This window comes from Microbacterium sp. 20-116, from assembly GCF_041079415.1.
Classification (GTDB): domain Bacteria; phylum Actinomycetota; class Actinomycetes; order Actinomycetales; family Microbacteriaceae; genus Microbacterium.
Genome location: NZ_JBFYGP010000002.1, coordinates 264,199 through 279,340, shown reverse-complemented (window position 1 = coordinate 279,340; position 15,142 = coordinate 264,199). Strand labels below are relative to the sequence as shown.

13 protein-coding genes are annotated in these 15,142 nt (G+C 69.3%); 6 read left to right on the top strand and 7 right to left on the bottom strand.

Annotated elements, in window-relative coordinates; genetic code table 11:
• Positions 1 to 31: 31 nt before the first annotated feature.
• From AB6V29_RS05350 to AB6V29_RS05330, 5 genes are all read right to left on the bottom strand, one after another.
• On the bottom strand, positions 32 to 4,711 hold the full coding sequence (locus AB6V29_RS05350; RefSeq protein ID WP_369357405.1) for an ExeM/NucH family extracellular endonuclease: 4,680 nt from the start codon (positions 4,709 to 4,711) through the stop codon (positions 32 to 34).
• A 284-nt stretch (positions 4,712 to 4,995) separates the two neighbouring features.
• Positions 4,996 to 5,382 carry a 50S ribosomal protein L7/L12 gene (gene rplL, locus AB6V29_RS05345; RefSeq protein WP_013585572.1) on the bottom strand — a complete coding sequence of 129 codons (387 nt, stop codon included), beginning with the start codon at positions 5,380 to 5,382 and terminating at the stop codon, positions 4,996 to 4,998.
• 38 nt (positions 5,383 to 5,420) lie between these two features.
• Positions 5,421 to 5,936 carry a 50S ribosomal protein L10 gene (gene rplJ, locus AB6V29_RS05340; RefSeq protein ID WP_094735742.1) on the bottom strand — a complete coding sequence of 172 codons (516 nt, stop codon included), beginning with the start codon at positions 5,934 to 5,936 and terminating at the stop codon, positions 5,421 to 5,423.
• Positions 5,937 to 6,307: 371 nt separating this feature from the next.
• Complete coding sequence (locus tag AB6V29_RS05335) at positions 6,308 to 7,291, bottom strand: hypothetical protein (RefSeq protein WP_369357403.1); 984 nt, start codon at positions 7,289 to 7,291, stop codon at positions 6,308 to 6,310.
• 254 nt (positions 7,292 to 7,545) lie between these two features.
• A complete protein-coding gene (locus AB6V29_RS05330; protein ID WP_369357402.1) occupies positions 7,546 to 7,947 on the bottom strand; it encodes an SIP domain-containing protein in 402 nt (133 codons plus the stop codon).
• A 102-nt stretch (positions 7,948 to 8,049) separates the two neighbouring features.
• On the opposite strand from AB6V29_RS05330, the gene AB6V29_RS05325 reads away from it, so the two are divergent.
• The 4 genes from AB6V29_RS05325 to AB6V29_RS05310 all read left to right on the top strand — a co-directional run bounded on the left by AB6V29_RS05325 (position 8,050) and on the right by AB6V29_RS05310 (position 12,141).
• Positions 8,050 to 8,724 (top strand): YqaJ viral recombinase family protein, encoded by a 675-nt coding sequence (locus AB6V29_RS05325; RefSeq protein WP_267787875.1) that lies wholly within the window; start codon positions 8,050 to 8,052, stop codon positions 8,722 to 8,724.
• A 99-nt stretch (positions 8,725 to 8,823) separates the two neighbouring features.
• Entirely contained in the window at positions 8,824 to 10,518 is a 1,695-nt protein-coding gene (locus tag AB6V29_RS05320) for an MDR family MFS transporter (protein ID WP_369357400.1), read from the top strand.
• Complete coding sequence (locus tag AB6V29_RS05315) at positions 10,511 to 10,984, top strand: MarR family winged helix-turn-helix transcriptional regulator (RefSeq protein WP_267787878.1); 474 nt, start codon at positions 10,511 to 10,513, stop codon at positions 10,982 to 10,984. The genes AB6V29_RS05320 and AB6V29_RS05315 overlap by 8 nt, the downstream gene beginning before the upstream one ends.
• Positions 10,985 to 11,184: 200 nt before the next feature.
• Positions 11,185 to 12,141 carry an NADP-dependent oxidoreductase gene (locus AB6V29_RS05310; RefSeq protein ID WP_324289935.1) on the top strand — a complete coding sequence of 319 codons (957 nt, stop codon included), beginning with the start codon at positions 11,185 to 11,187 and terminating at the stop codon, positions 12,139 to 12,141.
• A gap of 2 nt (positions 12,142 to 12,143) precedes the next feature.
• On the opposite strand, the gene AB6V29_RS05305 is transcribed toward AB6V29_RS05310, so the two are convergent.
• A complete protein-coding gene (locus AB6V29_RS05305; protein ID WP_369357399.1) occupies positions 12,144 to 13,031 on the bottom strand; it encodes a LysR family transcriptional regulator ArgP in 888 nt (295 codons plus the stop codon).
• Positions 13,032 to 13,101: 70 nt separating this feature from the next.
• Between AB6V29_RS05305 and AB6V29_RS05300 the strand changes: the two genes are divergently transcribed.
• Together AB6V29_RS05300 and AB6V29_RS05295 are read left to right on the top strand one after the other, a co-directional pair.
• Positions 13,102 to 13,761, top strand: coding sequence for a LysE/ArgO family amino acid transporter (locus AB6V29_RS05300; RefSeq protein WP_369357398.1), 660 nt, complete (start codon positions 13,102 to 13,104; stop codon positions 13,759 to 13,761).
• Positions 13,762 to 13,800: 39 nt separating this feature from the next.
• On the top strand, positions 13,801 to 14,076 hold the full coding sequence (locus AB6V29_RS05295) for an acylphosphatase (protein ID WP_369357397.1): 276 nt from the start codon (positions 13,801 to 13,803) through the stop codon (positions 14,074 to 14,076).
• Position 14,077: 1 nt separating this feature from the next.
• Here AB6V29_RS05295 and AB6V29_RS05290 read toward each other — a convergent pair whose 3' ends face one another.
• On the bottom strand, positions 14,078 to 15,121 hold the full coding sequence (locus AB6V29_RS05290; protein WP_369357396.1) for an NAD(P)H-dependent flavin oxidoreductase: 1,044 nt from the start codon (positions 15,119 to 15,121) through the stop codon (positions 14,078 to 14,080).
• Between the last annotated feature and the right edge of the window lie 21 nt (positions 15,122 to 15,142).

The window sequence follows — 15,142 nt, the reverse complement described above, 5'->3', positions numbered from 1 at the left end:
GTGGCATCCGGGGTCCCGTCTTTCTCACTCGTCAGTCGGCCTGGCGCGTCGCCCGTCGGCGGGCCACCAGACCCAGACCCAGCAGCGCGAGGGCGGCGAGCACGCCCGCACCCATCCACGCCGTGTCGGTGCCGGTGGTCGGCAGGGCGCCCGAACCGGAACCGCCCTGGCCCTGGCCCTGGCCCTGGCCCTGGCCCGCACCGTCGCCGGGGGTGCCGACGCCGTCACCGGCGGCAGCGACCGTCACGGGGACGACGACCTCGGTGCCGGTGGGCTGCGCCGTCAGGCGCAGCTGCAGGGTTCCGGCGGCGTCCGCGGGCACGCCCACGGTGAGGGTCGCGGACCCGTTCACAACCGGGACGCTCGTCGCCGACGGAGCCGCGAGAGCCGCGACCCGCGCCGTCGGAGCGGCGAACAGGGCGAGGCGGGTCGACGCGACCTCGGCCCCGAAGGAGGCCTCGAGGGTCGTGTTCTCCGGCGCACCCAGCGACGTGAGGTTGAGGTTCGACACCGTCACCGTGAGGTCGGTACCCGGGGCGGCCGTCGTGGAGCCCGACACCTGCACACCACGGGCGGTGAAGTCCGGGGTCAGGCCGGGGTTGTCGGTGAGATACCGGATCCACGCGTCGCGGTCGATCAGGCCGGAGTCACGGGTGTCCGTGCCCTGCGCGAAGACCGAGAAGCTGTCGCCGCCGCCGAGCAGGAAGTTGAACGAACCGACGCGATATCCCTTCGTGGGGTCGACCGCCACACCGTCGATCCAGAGACCGGTGATGCGCTGGCCGGCCGGGAGCGACGCGTCGTACGTGTACCGGAGATTCTCGGAGACGCCGAGCGATAGGTTGGCGTTGTCCGTGCGCCGCGAGAAGTCACCCCACTGCTGCTCGAGCACCTGCCGCAGCTGATCACCGGTGAGGGTGGTCGTCCACAGGTTGTTCAGGAACGGGAGGACAGCGTTCGCCTTGGCGAGCGTGACGACGCCGTCCGAGCCGTAGAGCAGCTCGTCGCGCAGTCCACCGGCGTTGACGAACGAGACCTCCGCACCGCCGCGGTCGGGATCATCGAGCGAGTCGAGCAGAGCGTCGGCGACCAGACCGCCGAGCGCCGATTGCTTCGTACGATCGCCGCGCGTGCCGCCGGTGTAGACACCGTCGACGTACGAGCCACCGCTGAACGCCGTCGTGATGTCTGCGCCCACCGACCCCACCGCCTTCTGTCCGACCACGTCGGCCTCGGCACGCGCCGCGGTCACGATCGCGTTCACCTCGGCGACGCGCGGATACGTCCGGATGAGCTCCGCGTCCAGCGCCGTGTTGACGGCCGCGTCCTTGCCCCCGAGTCGAGCGACGTTGCGGGCGGAGGAGGTGACGACGTCACCGTCGGCGTCGACGTTCAACACGATCTGACCGACGTTCTCCCCGTAATTGCCGGTCTGGACGATCGGGCGGGTGCCCTCGCGGCCCGGAATCGGCGCGTTCCATGCGTAGAGCTGGTGCGTGTGGCCGGTGAAGATGGCATCCACCTCGGGCGAGGTCTCGGTCACGATCTTCGCGAACGGTCCACCGGCCGCGACGGCCTGCTCGAGCGTCGTCGTCTTCTCGCCTGCGCCGGAACCCTCGTGGTACTGGGCGACGATCACATCGACCTGGTCGTCGATCTCGGCGACGACGCGGTTGACCTCGGCGACCGGCTCCCGGAACTCGATTCCCTGGATGCCGCTGGGCGTGACCAGCGTCGGAGTCGACTGCGTGATGGCTCCGATCACGCCGACGCGCACGCCGTCGACCTCGAAGATCGCGTATTCCTGCAGGAGCGGCTTGCCGTCCTTGAAGACGTTCGCGGCCAGGTAGGGGAAGTCCGCGAGGCCCTCGACGCGCCCCGTGAGGTCGTCGGCGCCCTTGTCGAACTCGTGATTACCCGTGGCCGAAGCCTTCAGGTCGAGCGCGTTCAAGACGTCGATCGTCGGCTTGTCTCCGAAGTACGACGAGGCGAACACCGAGGCGCCGATGTTGTCGCCGTTCGAGATGAAGAGCGAGTTCTTCTCGCCGTACTGCGCGCGGATCTGCTCCACGGTTCCGGCGAACCGCACCGTGTTGGCGTCGATGCGACCGTGGAAGTCGTTGATGCCGATGAGGTTGACCTGGGTGGTCGGCGACAGGTCGAGGCCGACGATCACGGGATCGTGGTCGCTGGAACGGTAGGGCGAGGAGTCGTAGAAGTTCAGCGCGTTGTAGTTGAAACGGCTGTACTCCAGGGCCAGGGCCTCCACCGCATTGATGTTCCAGATGTCGGCGCCGGTGACCAGCTCACGCGCCGAGGGCGAGGCCAGCACGTGGTCGAGCGAGCCCGACTGGCCGCTGAAGGAGTACGAATACTTGCCCGTACCCGCCTCGAGCGTCTCGAAGCCGAAGTCGCGCAACTTCTGGATCGGGTCTTCCTGCGAGTAGGAGTTGAAGTCACCGAGCAGGAACACGTCGTCGGTGCCGACGGCGGCCGAGCGGGACTTCGCGAAGTTTCCGAGGGCCTCCGCCTGACGCACACGGTCGCCGTTGAAAGCACCCTGGATGCCGTTGGCGTTGTCACCCGTCGCCTTAGGGTTGCTGTCGCCCTTCGACTTGAAGTGGTTCACGATCGCGAGGATCTTGGCATCCGGGAACGCGACCGGAGCGAACGCCTGCGCGAGCGGCTGGCGTGCGTTGCGGAAGGCGGCGTCGTCGAGGATGACGCTCTCTCCCACGGGAGCGGCGACGGCCTTCTTGTAGATGAAGGCCGTGCGGATGACGTCCTCCGTCGCGGGCAGGGCCGCGGGCGAGGGGACGAACGCCCACTGCTCGGAGCCGAGCGCCGCGTTGAGGGCTCCGACGAGGGTCGACAGCGCCGCGTCGCGGTTCTTGCCGAACTTCGCCGAGTTCTCGATCTCCTCGAGCGAGACCACGTCGGCGCCGAGGCCGTTGATCGCCGCGACGATCTTGTCCTGCTGGCGCTGAAGGTTCTCCGCGTTCGCCGCACCGCGGGGGCCGGGGGCAGGGCACGTGTCCGCCGTGATCGGGTTTTGCTCGCGGTCCCTGTAGACCGAGGTGCATCCGACGCTCTCGGCGGTGGTGGTGAAGTAGTTCAGCACGTTGAAGCTCGAGATCTTCAGGTCGCCGCCGACCGGTGCGGGCGCCTTCGTGCGGGTGTTCGCGAAGGTCGCGGGCTGTACGTCCTTGGCGTTGTCGACCGTCAGCTGCTGCGTCGGCTGGAACTTCCAGGCGTTGTTGCGGTAATCGAGGACCACCGGCTTCGTGAACGTCACCGGGGCGCCGACGCGCACCGGGGTCGTCAGCGACACGTACGGCAGGGGGATGCCCTTGTTGGCGTCGCTCAGGAAGTTGATCGACGCTCCGTCGTCGAGCACGACGGCTCGGGCCTTGTTGTCGGCGACGGCGGCGACGTACTCGGGGCTGTCGGGAACGGCCACATCGGTGGGCGTGCGCAGGGGCGTGGCGCCGGCGGCGACACCCACCTCGGCGTACTGGTTGGTCGAGTACGAGTTCGTGACGGTGAAGTCACCCTGCGGAGCGAGGAGCATGCCCTCGAAGCGCTCGCGCTCTTCGTCGGTCTTCGGCCACGTGATCTTCGCGGGCTGCACGGCGGCGGCCTGCTCGGTGAGCACGCTCACCCCGGAGGCCTCGGCGGTGATCTGCGTCTGGCCCGAGAACTCCTTGGCCGTGCCGGTCACCTCGACGTGCTGGCCGACGGCGACCTTCGCCGTCGCGGCCGATCCGTAGACGAAGATCGCATCGGACGCCCGGTGCGCGGCGACGTCGAGCTCACCACCGGTGCCTGGCGTCTGGATGAAGAAGCCGTTGTAGCCGCCGGTCGGGTAGGCCGCGGTCACGATGCCGCGCGTGGTGACGGTCTGCTCGGCCAGGGGCGTGGTGGCACCCGTGCCCTGGATGTCACGGATCGGGATCACCGTGCCCGGTGTGACCGGCGGCGCCTGCGTCGCCGTGGCGGACGGCGAGGGGGACGGCGACGCCGAACCCGACGGGTCGGGGTTCGGCGTGCCGGCGCCCGAACCCTGCGGAGTGACCGTCGTGGTGTTGGTGAAGTCCAGGGAGTTGTCGTTCGAGTCGACGAAGTCGGTGCGGACGAGGGCGTTGGGCGTGGTGGTGCCGCCCGCGACCGTCGCGGGCGCCGTCTCGAAGCTGACCGCCGAGCCGTATCCGAGGAAGTCGACGACGCGCGAGTCCGCGATGGATCCGCCCGGGAGCTCGAGTGCCTCGGCGACATTGGCGAGGAAGAGCTGGCCGGACGTCCCGCCGGGGTTGAGCGTGCTCGTGAGGTCGGTCTCCGGGAGTACCGCACCGGTGGTGCCGTTGCCGGGCAGCCCGATCAGGAAGTACCCGCCGGGTTCGATCAGGCCGCTGAGCTGCTGGGTGTTGGAAGCCGAGGCCTTCGCGACACTGGAGTCCTTGCGGTACTGCAGCGACCACCCGCTGAGGTCCTGCGCCGTGTCGCCCGCGTTGTAGAGCTCGACGAACTTCTGGTTGAAGAAGGCGCCGGCGCTCCCGCCCTTCAGGTAGGCCTCGTTGATCACCACCTTCGAGCCGACGGCCGCCGACGCCGGAGGCGGAACGATCGCGGAACCGAGCAGGGCGACGCCGAGAGCGGCGCTCAGTGCGGTCGAGAAACGGCGTGCGGCCACGCGCGAAGCAACGGAAGGCATGGGTCTCCAAGTACCGGCGTGCACAAGGCGACGTCGGAGGTGGGGGGATCGACGGGGGGGGTCTCAACGACCGTAAATGATCCACATACCCTTTTCCCAGACTTCTTTATTTCGATCTGGTGAACATCGGTTCCTCAACGGGTGAAACCGCGTCTCACAGAATCGAAGGTGAGATCACCCTCGGACGGCCGACGTCTCTCACCTCCCGGGTGGAACGACGAAGGCCCGGATGCCATTGGCATCCGGGCCTTCGTGTATCGCGTTGAAGCGACCGAGAAGCGTGATTACTTCAGGGTCACCGAAGCGCCGGCCTCCTCGAGGGCAGCCTTGGCCTTCTCGGCAGTCTCCTTGTTCGCGCCCTCGAGCACGGCCTTGGGAGCACCATCGACGACGGCCTTGGCCTCGCCGAGGCCGAGCGAGGTGAGCTCGCGGACGACCTTGATGACCTGGATCTTCTTGTCACCGGCGGCCTCGAGGACGACGTCGAACGAGTCCTTCTCCTCGGCCTCTTCGGCGGGGGCAGCGCCGCCGGCGGCGGGGCCGGCAACGGCCACGGGGGCGGCAGCGGTGACGTCGAAGGTCTCCTCGAACGCCTTGACGAACTCGGAGAGCTCGATGAGGGTGAGCTCCTTGAACGCGTCGAGCAGCTCTTCGGTGCTGAGCTTAGCCATGTTGTATCTCCTTGATCGGGTTAATCATCCGGGCCGGGTCAGGCCGCGGTGTCCTGCTTCTCGCGCAGCGCGTCGACCGTGCGAACGGCCTTCGACGGAAGCGCCTGGAAGACGTATGCCGCCTTGGTCATCGTCGCCTTCATCGCACCGGCGAGCTTCGCCAGCAGGACTTCACGGCTTTCGAGATCGGCGAGCTTGTTGACCTCGTCCGCGGTCAGAGCGGCGCCATCGAAGTAGCCGCCCTTCACCACGAGCTGAGGGTTAGCCTTGGCAAAGGCACGCAGGCTCTTCGCGACGGCGACAGGGTCACCGTGCACGAACGCGATGGCAGACGGGCCCTTGAGCTCGTCGTCCAGTCCCGTGACCCCCGCGTTAGCCGCGGCGATCTTGGTCAGCGTGTTCTTCACCACGGCGTAATCCGCGTCCTGACGGATGTCGTTGCGCAGCTGCTTGAGCTGGGCAACCGTCAGACCGCGGTACTCGGTCAGCAGAACGGCGGTCGAGCTCTCGAAGTTCTTCGTGAGCTCGGCGACCGATGCATCCTTCTGCGCCATGGCCACTCCTTGTGTGAACGAGGCGCTCCGCGATGGCGGGGCGCCGGCCGAAGACACCGGGTCCGGACAAAAAGAAGAGCTCCGGCGCAGGCGCACGGAGCTCGGATTCCCGAAGGAGAGTTCGTTTACCTGCGTAGGTCCCCTGCTTTTCAGCAGACGCTTCGATCGGAATGCGAGCACTCCGATAACCGACGGTCTTTGGCTTGGTCACTACTGTACCCGATGCCCCGCTCCCCCACCAAACCAGCCCTCCATCCCCGGACAACCCCGCGTCCACATCACGTGACGCGGACGAAAGCACATGTACGGCGATGTGCGTTCGACCACGTCGCGTGATTTCGCGAGCGAAGAGTGGGAGGACCGTCGCATGCTCAACGCGGCAGATCGACGCCGAACGACGCGAGGCGCGCAGCCAGCGCCTCCGGCGTGACGATGTCCCGAAAGCCACCCCGGCAGACTTTCCAGCCCGTGACCGCGCGGATCCAATCTTCACGTCGTTTCTCCTGCAGCAGAACGTCGTCGGCGGACTTTTTGCCGCGCATCACCGGGTCGGTGTATTTGCCCGCGCCGTCGAACTCCCAGAAGACGTGTTGAGTTGGCAGAGCGATGTCCGCGAAGTAGGTGGTTCCTTGTGGTCCGGCCACCGCCGCCTGAGGCTCGACGGTGTATCCCAGCCGAACGAGCTGCACCCGGCTCACGCTCTCCCCGACGGACTCGGCCCGACCGTCGGCAGACGCGATCACCCTCCGAGCCTGAACGACCCCCCGAGCTCCCGGCGCATTCCGCGTCCGTTCCGACATGAGATCACGCCACTCCTCTTGAGCATCCGGGTCGAAAATGCGACCTTCGACCGACTTGCCGCGCAGAGCCCCATCGGCGCACGCGACCGCCGTCTCGAACGGGCTGGTGCGCGCCACGTCGAAGACCGTGCGCTCCACGGATGTGCACCGAATGCCGTCGACCTCGACGATGTCGTCGTCGTCGAGCCGGCCCTGATGACGCTGCAGGCCAGGACGGCTCGACGCGCGGCGGCCGCCAGCCAAGGTCATCTGGATCGGTTGCTCGACGAAGCGGTACAAAGGCAGACCGTGGAGCACCGCAGCCGACAGGTGGGAGACGACCGCTGACCCGCCCCGCATCTGCTCTGCGGCCGCGACGACCCTGAGCCGGTGTTGCGCCGACGGGAGCAACTCCGCGAACGGCGCTCGTGCGACGTAGGCGTTGCGTTGCAGACGCTCAAGCGCGCCCGCCCCGTTCGCCCGCCGGATCTCGCTCAACGCGACGTCACGGTCGACGAGCTGCGAGCGCGTGTGAATGGCGCGTCGGGCGTCGGTGATTGTGAGGTCGTTCGACATCCTCCGACCCTGCCCACTTCTCCGTCCTGTCCGGCTTGTCAGCACCCCAATCCGTGGGCAGCGGTCGGCCTCGCGCCACTGGGGAGAAGCCTCTCGCCCCGTCTCGCCCCGCCTCCCCCGCCTCCCCCAGCCGAGGCCACGCAACGCCCCCAGCCCTCGACATCACGCGACTTCGTCCGCACCACACGTCATTGCGTGTCCGTTGGCCCGGTTCACGTGAGTTGGGCGCTCACCGCCGCTCCACCCGCCGCGCCTCAGGAGACGCGCGCCGCCGGCAGCATCGCCCGGGTCATGCGCACGATGCGCGAGGGCGTGCGCGCGCCGAGCCACACCGTGCACACGGGCGCCTCTCCGCAGGCCCACTCGGCGCACCACGCGTGGATCGCCGTCGCGAGCCTCTCGCCGCGCGGGCGCAACTCGCCGTCGATCGTGCGGTCGAGCCAGCTCACCCGCGCCGCCGGGGCGTCGAACGCCTCGATCTCGTCCGCGCCGCAGATCTCGACCAGCACGGTCGCGTGCGCACCGGGCGAGAGAGCCGCGGCGATCCGACGCATCTCGGGGGTGTTGCGCGCGTCGCCGCCGAGCAGCACCGCGCCTTCCAGGTCGCACCAGCGACCGCCGTCGGGGCGACGCAGCGAGGGGTCAACCGAACTCATGCACACAACTTAGGTCACCCTTACTTCGCCCACAAGACCCCGGATGCCGACGCGCCGCTGCTCGCATGCGCTCCACGGGCGGGCGGGGTTAGGGTCGAAACCATGTCGCCCGAGCTCGTCGCCTCTCGCAGCGCCGACCTCGACGCCCGGATCGTGGCCGACTCGCGCGATCGCGTCTCGTGGATTCGCGCGCGCTCCCGGGGCATCACCGCCACCGACGTGGCCGCACTCACGAGCGCCAATGCGATCTCCCGGGCGGCCGATGCCAAGCTCATGGGCTCGAACTTCTCGGGCAACGCCTTCACTGCCCACGGTCGTCGTCGCGAGCCCGAGATCGCCGCATGGGTGGCAGCCACCCATGGCATCCGACCGTCGTCCGCGCTCTACCACGCGGTCGTCGAGAAGCGCCACCTCGCGACCCCCGACGGAGTGGTCGTCGACGGCGAGGGCCGCATCGTCCTCGCCGAGATCAAGACCACCAACAAGGCGTGGCGCTCGATCCCCAAGACCTACATGCGCCAGATCTGGTGGCAGCAGCACGTGCTCGGCGCCGAGCGCACCCTCGTCGCCTGGGAGCAGCACGACGGCTTCGTCCCCCTGCACGACGAGCCGCGATGCCAGTGGATCGACCGCGACGAGCGCGAGATCGCCAAGCTCGTGGGGCTCGCGACTTCGCTGATCGACGAGCTCTACCGCCGCACCATGGAAGCACGCCGGCCGGTGCCGGTGCAGAAGGAACCCACGGACAGGTATCGGGCTCTCGCCCTCCTCGATTAATAGTTGACGGAAGTCAAGCAATAGGCGTATCGTTGACATCAGTCAACCAATCGCGCCAGTGTCGTCGCGGCATCCGTCCCCCCTTCGTGGAGTTCCCGCATGACAGCAACTTCTTCCGACGCGCCCGCACAGCGGCGCGTCCTGCCGGCTCTGATCGGCCTCCTGCTCGGCACCTTCGTGTCGATGCTCGCCTCGACCGTCGTCTCGACCTCGCTGCCCGTCATCGTGCACGATCTGTCCGGCGACCAGAACGCCTACACCTGGGTCATCACCGCGACCCTGCTCACCACCGCGATCTCGACCCCCATCTGGGGCAAGCTCGCCGACCTGTTCAACCGTAAGGTGCTCATCCAAATCGCCATCGCGATCTTCGTGCTCGCCACCGCCGCGGCCGGCTTCTCGCAGAACACCGAGATGCTGATCGCCTTCCGCGCGGTCCAGGGTCTCGGCGCCGGCGGCCTCGCCGCCCTCAGCCAGGTGATCATGGCCGACATCATCAGCCCCCGCGAGCGTGGTCGCTACATGGGCCTGTTCGGCGCGGTCATGGCCGTCGCCACCGTCGGCGGCCCTCTGCTCGGCGGTGTCATCACCGACGCGTTCGGCTGGCGCTGGAACTTCTTCGTCGCCCTCCCCTTCGCCGTCGCAGCCCTGCTGATCCAGCAGCGCACGCTGCACCTTCCGGCACGGGCGAAGCGCGCGGTGAAGATCGACTACGTCGGCATCGTCCTGCTCTCGGCCGCCGTGTCGTTGCTGCTCATCTGGGTCACCAACGCCGGCAGCACCTTCGAGTGGGCCAGCACCGAGACGCTGCTCATGGTCGGCGGCGCGGTCCTCGCCGCGATCCTGTTCGTCGTGGTCGAGCTGCGCTCCTCCGAGCCCCTCGTGCCGCTCACCCTGTTCCGCGACGCGACGTTCACCCTCGCCACGATCGCCTCGATCGCCACAGGACTCGCGATGTTCGGCACCTCGGTGTTCCTCAGCCAGTACATGCAGATGGCCCGCGGCGCCACGCCGACCGAGGCGGGCGTCATGACGATCCCGATGATCGGCGGCCTGCTCGTCTCGTCGATCGTCGTCGGCGCCCTGATCTCGCGCTTCGGTCGCTGGAAGCCGTTCCTCATCGCCGGTGGCGTGCTGTTGATCGCGGGTTCCTTCCTGCTGTCGACCATCCACTACGACACGAACTTCACCCTCGTCTCGATCTACATGGCGTTGCTCGGCGCCGGTGTCGGCATGACGATGCAGAACCTCGTCCTCGTGGTGCAGAACACCGCCAACCCCACGCAGATGGGCGCGGCGAGTTCGGGCGTGACGTTCTTCCGGAGCCTCGGCGGCACGATCGGCGTCTCGGTGATGGGTGCCGCTCTCGCGAGCATGGCGACAAGCCTGTTCACCGACCGCGCGGCCGACCTCAAGGCCGCCATCATCGGCCTCGGCGCCGATGGGGCCTCGGTCGCGCAGAGCCTGCAGTCGGGAGCCATCCCGCAGGTGTCGACCCTCCCCGAGAGCGTCCGCGTGATCGTCGAGGACATCTATGCGCAGTCGATCGCCCACTCGTTCCTCATCGCCGTGCCCGTCGCGGTCGTGAGCCTCATCGCGATCCTGTTCCTCCCCAACCGCCCGCTGACCCGCATGACGACCTCCGAGCGCGTCGCGGCGAGCGAGGCCGACTTCGCCACCGTGTCCGTGCCCGAGGCCATGGCCACGCTCTCGGCCACCGGTACCATCCCGACACAGGATGCCGGCTCCCCGCGCCGCGCACGCCGAGCGGCCGAGATGGGAGAGGATGGCTGACGTGACGAGCGAACAGGACGACGAACGCCGCGTGGCCGTGCAGGCCCTGGAGTCGTCGTTCTCGGAACTCATGACCGTGTTCCGCCGCTTCGTCTCCGAGGCGGCGGAACGCGTGAGTCCGGGAATGCTGCCGGCGACGTTCAAGGCCCTCTCGGTGGTGAGCCGCTTCGGCCCGCTGACCCTGTCGGCCCTGGCCGAGCGGCTGGCCGCCGACAAGGGCTTTCTCAGCCGCTCGATCACCGAGCTCGAAGATCTCGGCCTGGTCACGCGGACGCCCGATCCGAACGACCGCCGCTCACGGCTGATCGCCGTCACCGAGGTGGGCCACGCGCGCCTCGCGGAGGCACGTGCTCCGCACGAGAGCCGCCTGTTCGATGCGATCGCCGATTGGACCATCGACGACATCCGCCATCTGTCGACGCTGCTGCACGCTCTGGCCGTCGGCGAAGTCCCCGCCCGCGACTGATCGCTCCCCGGGGCCGGGCAGGAGCGGGCTTCGCGACACGGTGACCGAGGCGTAACACCGCCGAGACAATGGCGGGGTTGACTGAGGGGATCGCGGCGAGGTCGCCGCGGACCGACCGCAGTGAGAGTGAGCGCCCGATGAGATTCCGATCGACGCGTCCCGAGACCGCCCTTCAGCCCGCTCCCCCGGTGCCGGACACGATGCGGGCGGTGGTGTTCGACGGCCCCGGAGACGCCGACGTCCTGCACCTCGCCGACGTCGAGGTTCCCACTCCCGTGCTGAGCGAGGTGCTCGTGCGGGTGGTCGCCGCGGGCGTCAACCCGATCGACGCGAAGACGCGTGCGGGGCGCGGCCTCTCCGGCGCCATCTCGGCGTGGCCGGCCGTGCTCGGTCTCGACGTGAGCGGCGTCGTCGTACGGGCGCCCTTCGACGCGCACCCGTTCCCCGTCGGCACCGAGGTCTACGGCATGGCCACCGTGCCGCGCACGAGCGGCTCGTACGCCGAGTACGTCGTCGTGCCGACCCTCTCCCTCGCCCGCAAGCCTTCGTCTCTGTCGCATGTCGAGGCGGCCGGCGTACCCGTGGCGGCCCTCACGGCCTGGGGGATCGTGGTCGAGACGGCCCTCGCGCATCAGGGCCAGCGCATCCTCGTGCACGCGGGCAGCGGGGGTGTCGGGCACTTCGCGGTGCAGTTCGCCGCGTACTTCGGCGCTCACGTGATCGCGACCGGATCTCCCCGCAACCTGGAGTGGCTTCGCGAGCTCGGCGCCGCCGAGGTGGTCGACTACACCTCGACCCGGTTCGAAGAGGTGGTGTCCGACGTCGACGTGGTCATCGACCTCATCGGCAACGTCTCCGACGACACCGGCACGCGCTCGCTCGAGGTGCTGCGCCCGGGGGGATTGCTCATCGAGGTGCCCACCGGGGCGTGGCCCGGCTTCCGCGAGGCCGCCGCGGAGCGCGGCATCCGCTCCACCGATTACAAGACGATCCCCGACGGCGGAGCTCTCTCCACGATCACCCGGCTGCTCGAGTCGGGAGCCGTGCGCGTGTACGTCGAGCACGTCTTCGAACTCGACGACGCCGCCGCCGCGCACACCGCGCTCGAGCGCGGGCACACGCGAGGAAAGATCGTGCTTAGCGTCAGCGACGACTGACCTCAACCGACCGCCAGCATCCGGCGCCCCTCGTCGACGATCTCGTCGGCGACCTCATCGAGCAGCGGCGAGGTGAGGTTCCACTGCTGCCAGTAGAGGGGAACATCGATCGGATCGTCGCCGAGGCGCACGAGCTCCCCCGCGCGCAGGGCTTCGGCCGATTGGAACCCCGGGAGCAATCCCCACCCCAGACCCAGTGCGACGGCCGTGGCGAAGTCCTGGGAGGCCGGAACCCGATGCCGCGGCGGAGCCGCTGCGGCCACCCCGCGGCGCGTCAGCCACTGGGTCTGCAAGTCGTCGCGCCGGTCGAAGTCGACCACCGGCGCTGAGCCGAGCGCTTCGGCATCGACCCCGTCGGCGAACCATCGATCGGCGAACGAGGCGGTCGCCACCGCCTCGTACCGGAGGACGCCGAGACGGCGCACGCGGCACCCGGCCACCGGGGCCTCGCGCGAGGTGACGGCGGCCATCACCGTCCCGGATTCGAGCAGCCCCGCCGTGAAGTCCTGATCGTCGCGATGGAGGTCGAAGACGACGGCCCGGCGCTGCGCGACCCGGGCCAGAGGAGGCAGGAACCACGTCGCGAGCGAGTCCGCGTTCACGGCGAGAGGGACGGATGCCACCGTCCCACCCTCCGCCCCAATCGCGGCGAGCGCGTCATGTTCGAGCAGAGCGAGCTGACGCGCCAAGCGCACCACGGCGTCGCCGGCTTCTGTGGCGCTGACGGGCTTGCTGCGCACGAGCACGACGCGGCCGAGCTGATCCTCGAGCGCCCGGATGCGCTGGCTCACCGCGGACGGTGTGATGTGCAGGCGACGGGCGGCGGCATCGAGGGTTCCCTCGTCGACGACGACGGCGAGGGTGCGAGCGAGATCGAGCGGGATTGACATGAAGGAATGCTAATGGTGCGCCAGAATCCTGAGCTGGCCTACGCCTCGACCACCCCCTAACGTCGAGTTCGTGCTCCCCTCCCTCCTCGCCGGTCTCGGCCTCGGCTTCTCCCTGATCGTCGCCATCGGCGCGCAGAACCTCTTCGTTCTGCGTCAGGGCGTCCGCCGTGAGCATCTGCTGGCCGTCGTGGCGGTCTGCGCGCTGTCGGACGCGGTCCTGATCCTGCTCGGGGTATCCGGTATCGGTCTGGTCCTGCAGGCGGTGCCGTGGCTCATCGTCGTCGTGAGGTGGGCGGGGGCGGCCTTCCTCGTCGGCTACGGTTTGCTCGCCGCGCGCCGCGCCCTGCGCCCGAGCGGCGCGACGCTGCACTTCGACGCCTCGGGATCCTCGCCCGCACCGCTCGCCGGGACGACGACGGTGCAGACCCGTCCGGCACGCACGACGCTCGCGGCGACGGTACTGACGTGTCTGGCCCTCACCTGGCTCAATCCGCACGTGTACCTCGACACGATCTTCCTCCTCGGGTCGGTGGCCTCGACGCACGGCGACGGACGCTGGGCGTTCGCGACGGGCGCGTGCGCGGCGAGCCTGTTGTGGTTCTCGGCCCTCGGCTACGGCGCACGCTTCCTCGGCCGCTGGCTCGATACCCCGCGCGCGTGGCGCCTGCTCGACGGGATCATCGCCGTGGTGATGTTCGCGATCGCCCTTTCGCTCGTGCTGCCGCACTGACCCACGACCCCGCGTCCCGTCGTCCGCAAGAATGGCCCGATGCGAACGGTGACGATGACGGTGAGCGGCCGCGTCCAGGGCGTCGGCTTCCGCTACACGATGCAGGCCGAGGCCCAGCGCCTCGGCGTCGACGGCTGGGTGCGCAACCGCCGCGACGGGTCGGTGGAGGCGTCCCTCGCCGGGGATCCCGATGCGGTCGAGGGCGTGATCGCCTGGGCGCACGACGGCCCGGCCGGTGCCCGCGTCGACGATGTCGACGTCGTCGAGGGGACCGGGGAGTCCGCCTCCGGATTCGAGATCCGAGCCACCGCCTGAGTCAGGTCGGGAGACCGGCCTTCAACTCGTCGAGCACCTCGGCGGCGTCGTCGAGACGAGACAGCGCCGCCGCCTGACCCGCCCACAGCGACACCAGCTCGCCGTCGCCGTTCGCCGTCGCGGCGGCACGGAACACCCCGGTCAGCCAGTTCTGCGCCGGGAACGGGGCGATCATCCCCGCGGCCTCGAGCTCGCGCATCGCACGATTCGGGATGCCGCGTGCCAGCCGCCCGCTCATGGCGCGGGTGAGCACGGTCTCGGTGTCGACCGATCGCGCGATGGCGTCGCGGTGATCCCCGGTCGCCGCCGACTGGCGGGTGCGCAGGAACGCCGTTCCGACCTGCACACCGTCGGCCCCGAGAGCCAGGGCGGCCGCCACCCCGCGCCGGTCGGCGATCCCACCCGCGGCGATGACCGGGATGCCGACGGCATCGACGACCTGCGGCACGAGAGCGAAGGTCCCGACGAGCGACGCCGACGCTTTGCGGAGGAACGACACCCGATGCCCGCCGGCCTCCGATCCGGTGGCGACGACGGCATCGACCCCCGCCGCCTCGAGCGCGACGGCCTCGGCGACCGAGGTGGCAGTGCCGATCACACGGATGCCGCGGCCTCTCGCGGCGGCGAGGGTAGCGGCATCCGGAATCCCGAAGACGACGCTCAGCACCTCGGGCCGGGCCTCGAGCACGGCGCCGAGCTGGTCGGCGACGGACGGGAGGAACGCCGCCGGCGGGGCGGGGACCTCGACACCCGCTGCGGCGAAGAGCGGCGCCGCCGCATCGAGGAACGGCTGCACGTCCAGGTCGGCGGGGCTCACCTCGTCGCCGCGCGGCAGCCAGAGGTTCACGGCCACCGGTCGCGCGGTGGCGCCGCGCAGCTGCGACACCGTGTCGAGGATGCGCTCGGGCGTGTAGCCGTAGAGGCCGAACGAGCCGAGCCCGCCGCCCGTGCTCACCGCCGCCGTCAGGGCGACGGAGGAGAGCCCGCCGAAGGGGCCGAGCACGATCGGGACATCGATGCCGAACAGATCCTCGAGGCGTCCCATGCCTCGACGCTACTGCGCGTG

Excerpts from the sequence above, each read along its gene's own strand:
- rplL (WP_013585572.1), bottom strand. The coding sequence starts at position 5,382 with ATGGCTAAGCTCAGCACCGAAGAGCTGCTCGACGCGTTCAAGGAGCTC.
- AB6V29_RS05325 (WP_267787875.1), top strand. The coding sequence starts at position 8,050 with ATGTCGCCCGAGCTCGTCGCCTCTCGCAGCGCCGACCTCGACGCCCGG.
- rplJ (WP_094735742.1), bottom strand. The coding sequence starts at position 5,936 with ATGGCGCAGAAGGATGCATCGGTCGCCGAGCTCACGAAGAACTTCGAG.
- AB6V29_RS05350 (WP_369357405.1), bottom strand. The coding sequence starts at position 4,711 with ATGCCTTCCGTTGCTTCGCGCGTGGCCGCACGCCGTTTCTCGACCGCA.
- AB6V29_RS05315 (WP_267787878.1), top strand. The coding sequence starts at position 10,511 with ATGGCTGACGTGACGAGCGAACAGGACGACGAACGCCGCGTGGCCGTG.
- AB6V29_RS05320 (WP_369357400.1), top strand. The coding sequence starts at position 8,824 with ATGACAGCAACTTCTTCCGACGCGCCCGCACAGCGGCGCGTCCTGCCG.
- AB6V29_RS05290 (WP_369357396.1), bottom strand. The coding sequence starts at position 15,121 with ATGGGACGCCTCGAGGATCTGTTCGGCATCGATGTCCCGATCGTGCTC.
- AB6V29_RS05310 (WP_324289935.1), top strand. The coding sequence starts at position 11,185 with ATGCGGGCGGTGGTGTTCGACGGCCCCGGAGACGCCGACGTCCTGCAC.
- AB6V29_RS05330 (WP_369357402.1), bottom strand. The coding sequence starts at position 7,947 with ATGAGTTCGGTTGACCCCTCGCTGCGTCGCCCCGACGGCGGTCGCTGG.
- AB6V29_RS05295 (WP_369357397.1), top strand. The coding sequence starts at position 13,801 with ATGCGAACGGTGACGATGACGGTGAGCGGCCGCGTCCAGGGCGTCGGC.
- AB6V29_RS05335 (WP_369357403.1), bottom strand. The coding sequence starts at position 7,291 with ATGTCGAACGACCTCACAATCACCGACGCCCGACGCGCCATTCACACG.
- AB6V29_RS05305 (WP_369357399.1), bottom strand. The coding sequence starts at position 13,031 with ATGTCAATCCCGCTCGATCTCGCTCGCACCCTCGCCGTCGTCGTCGAC.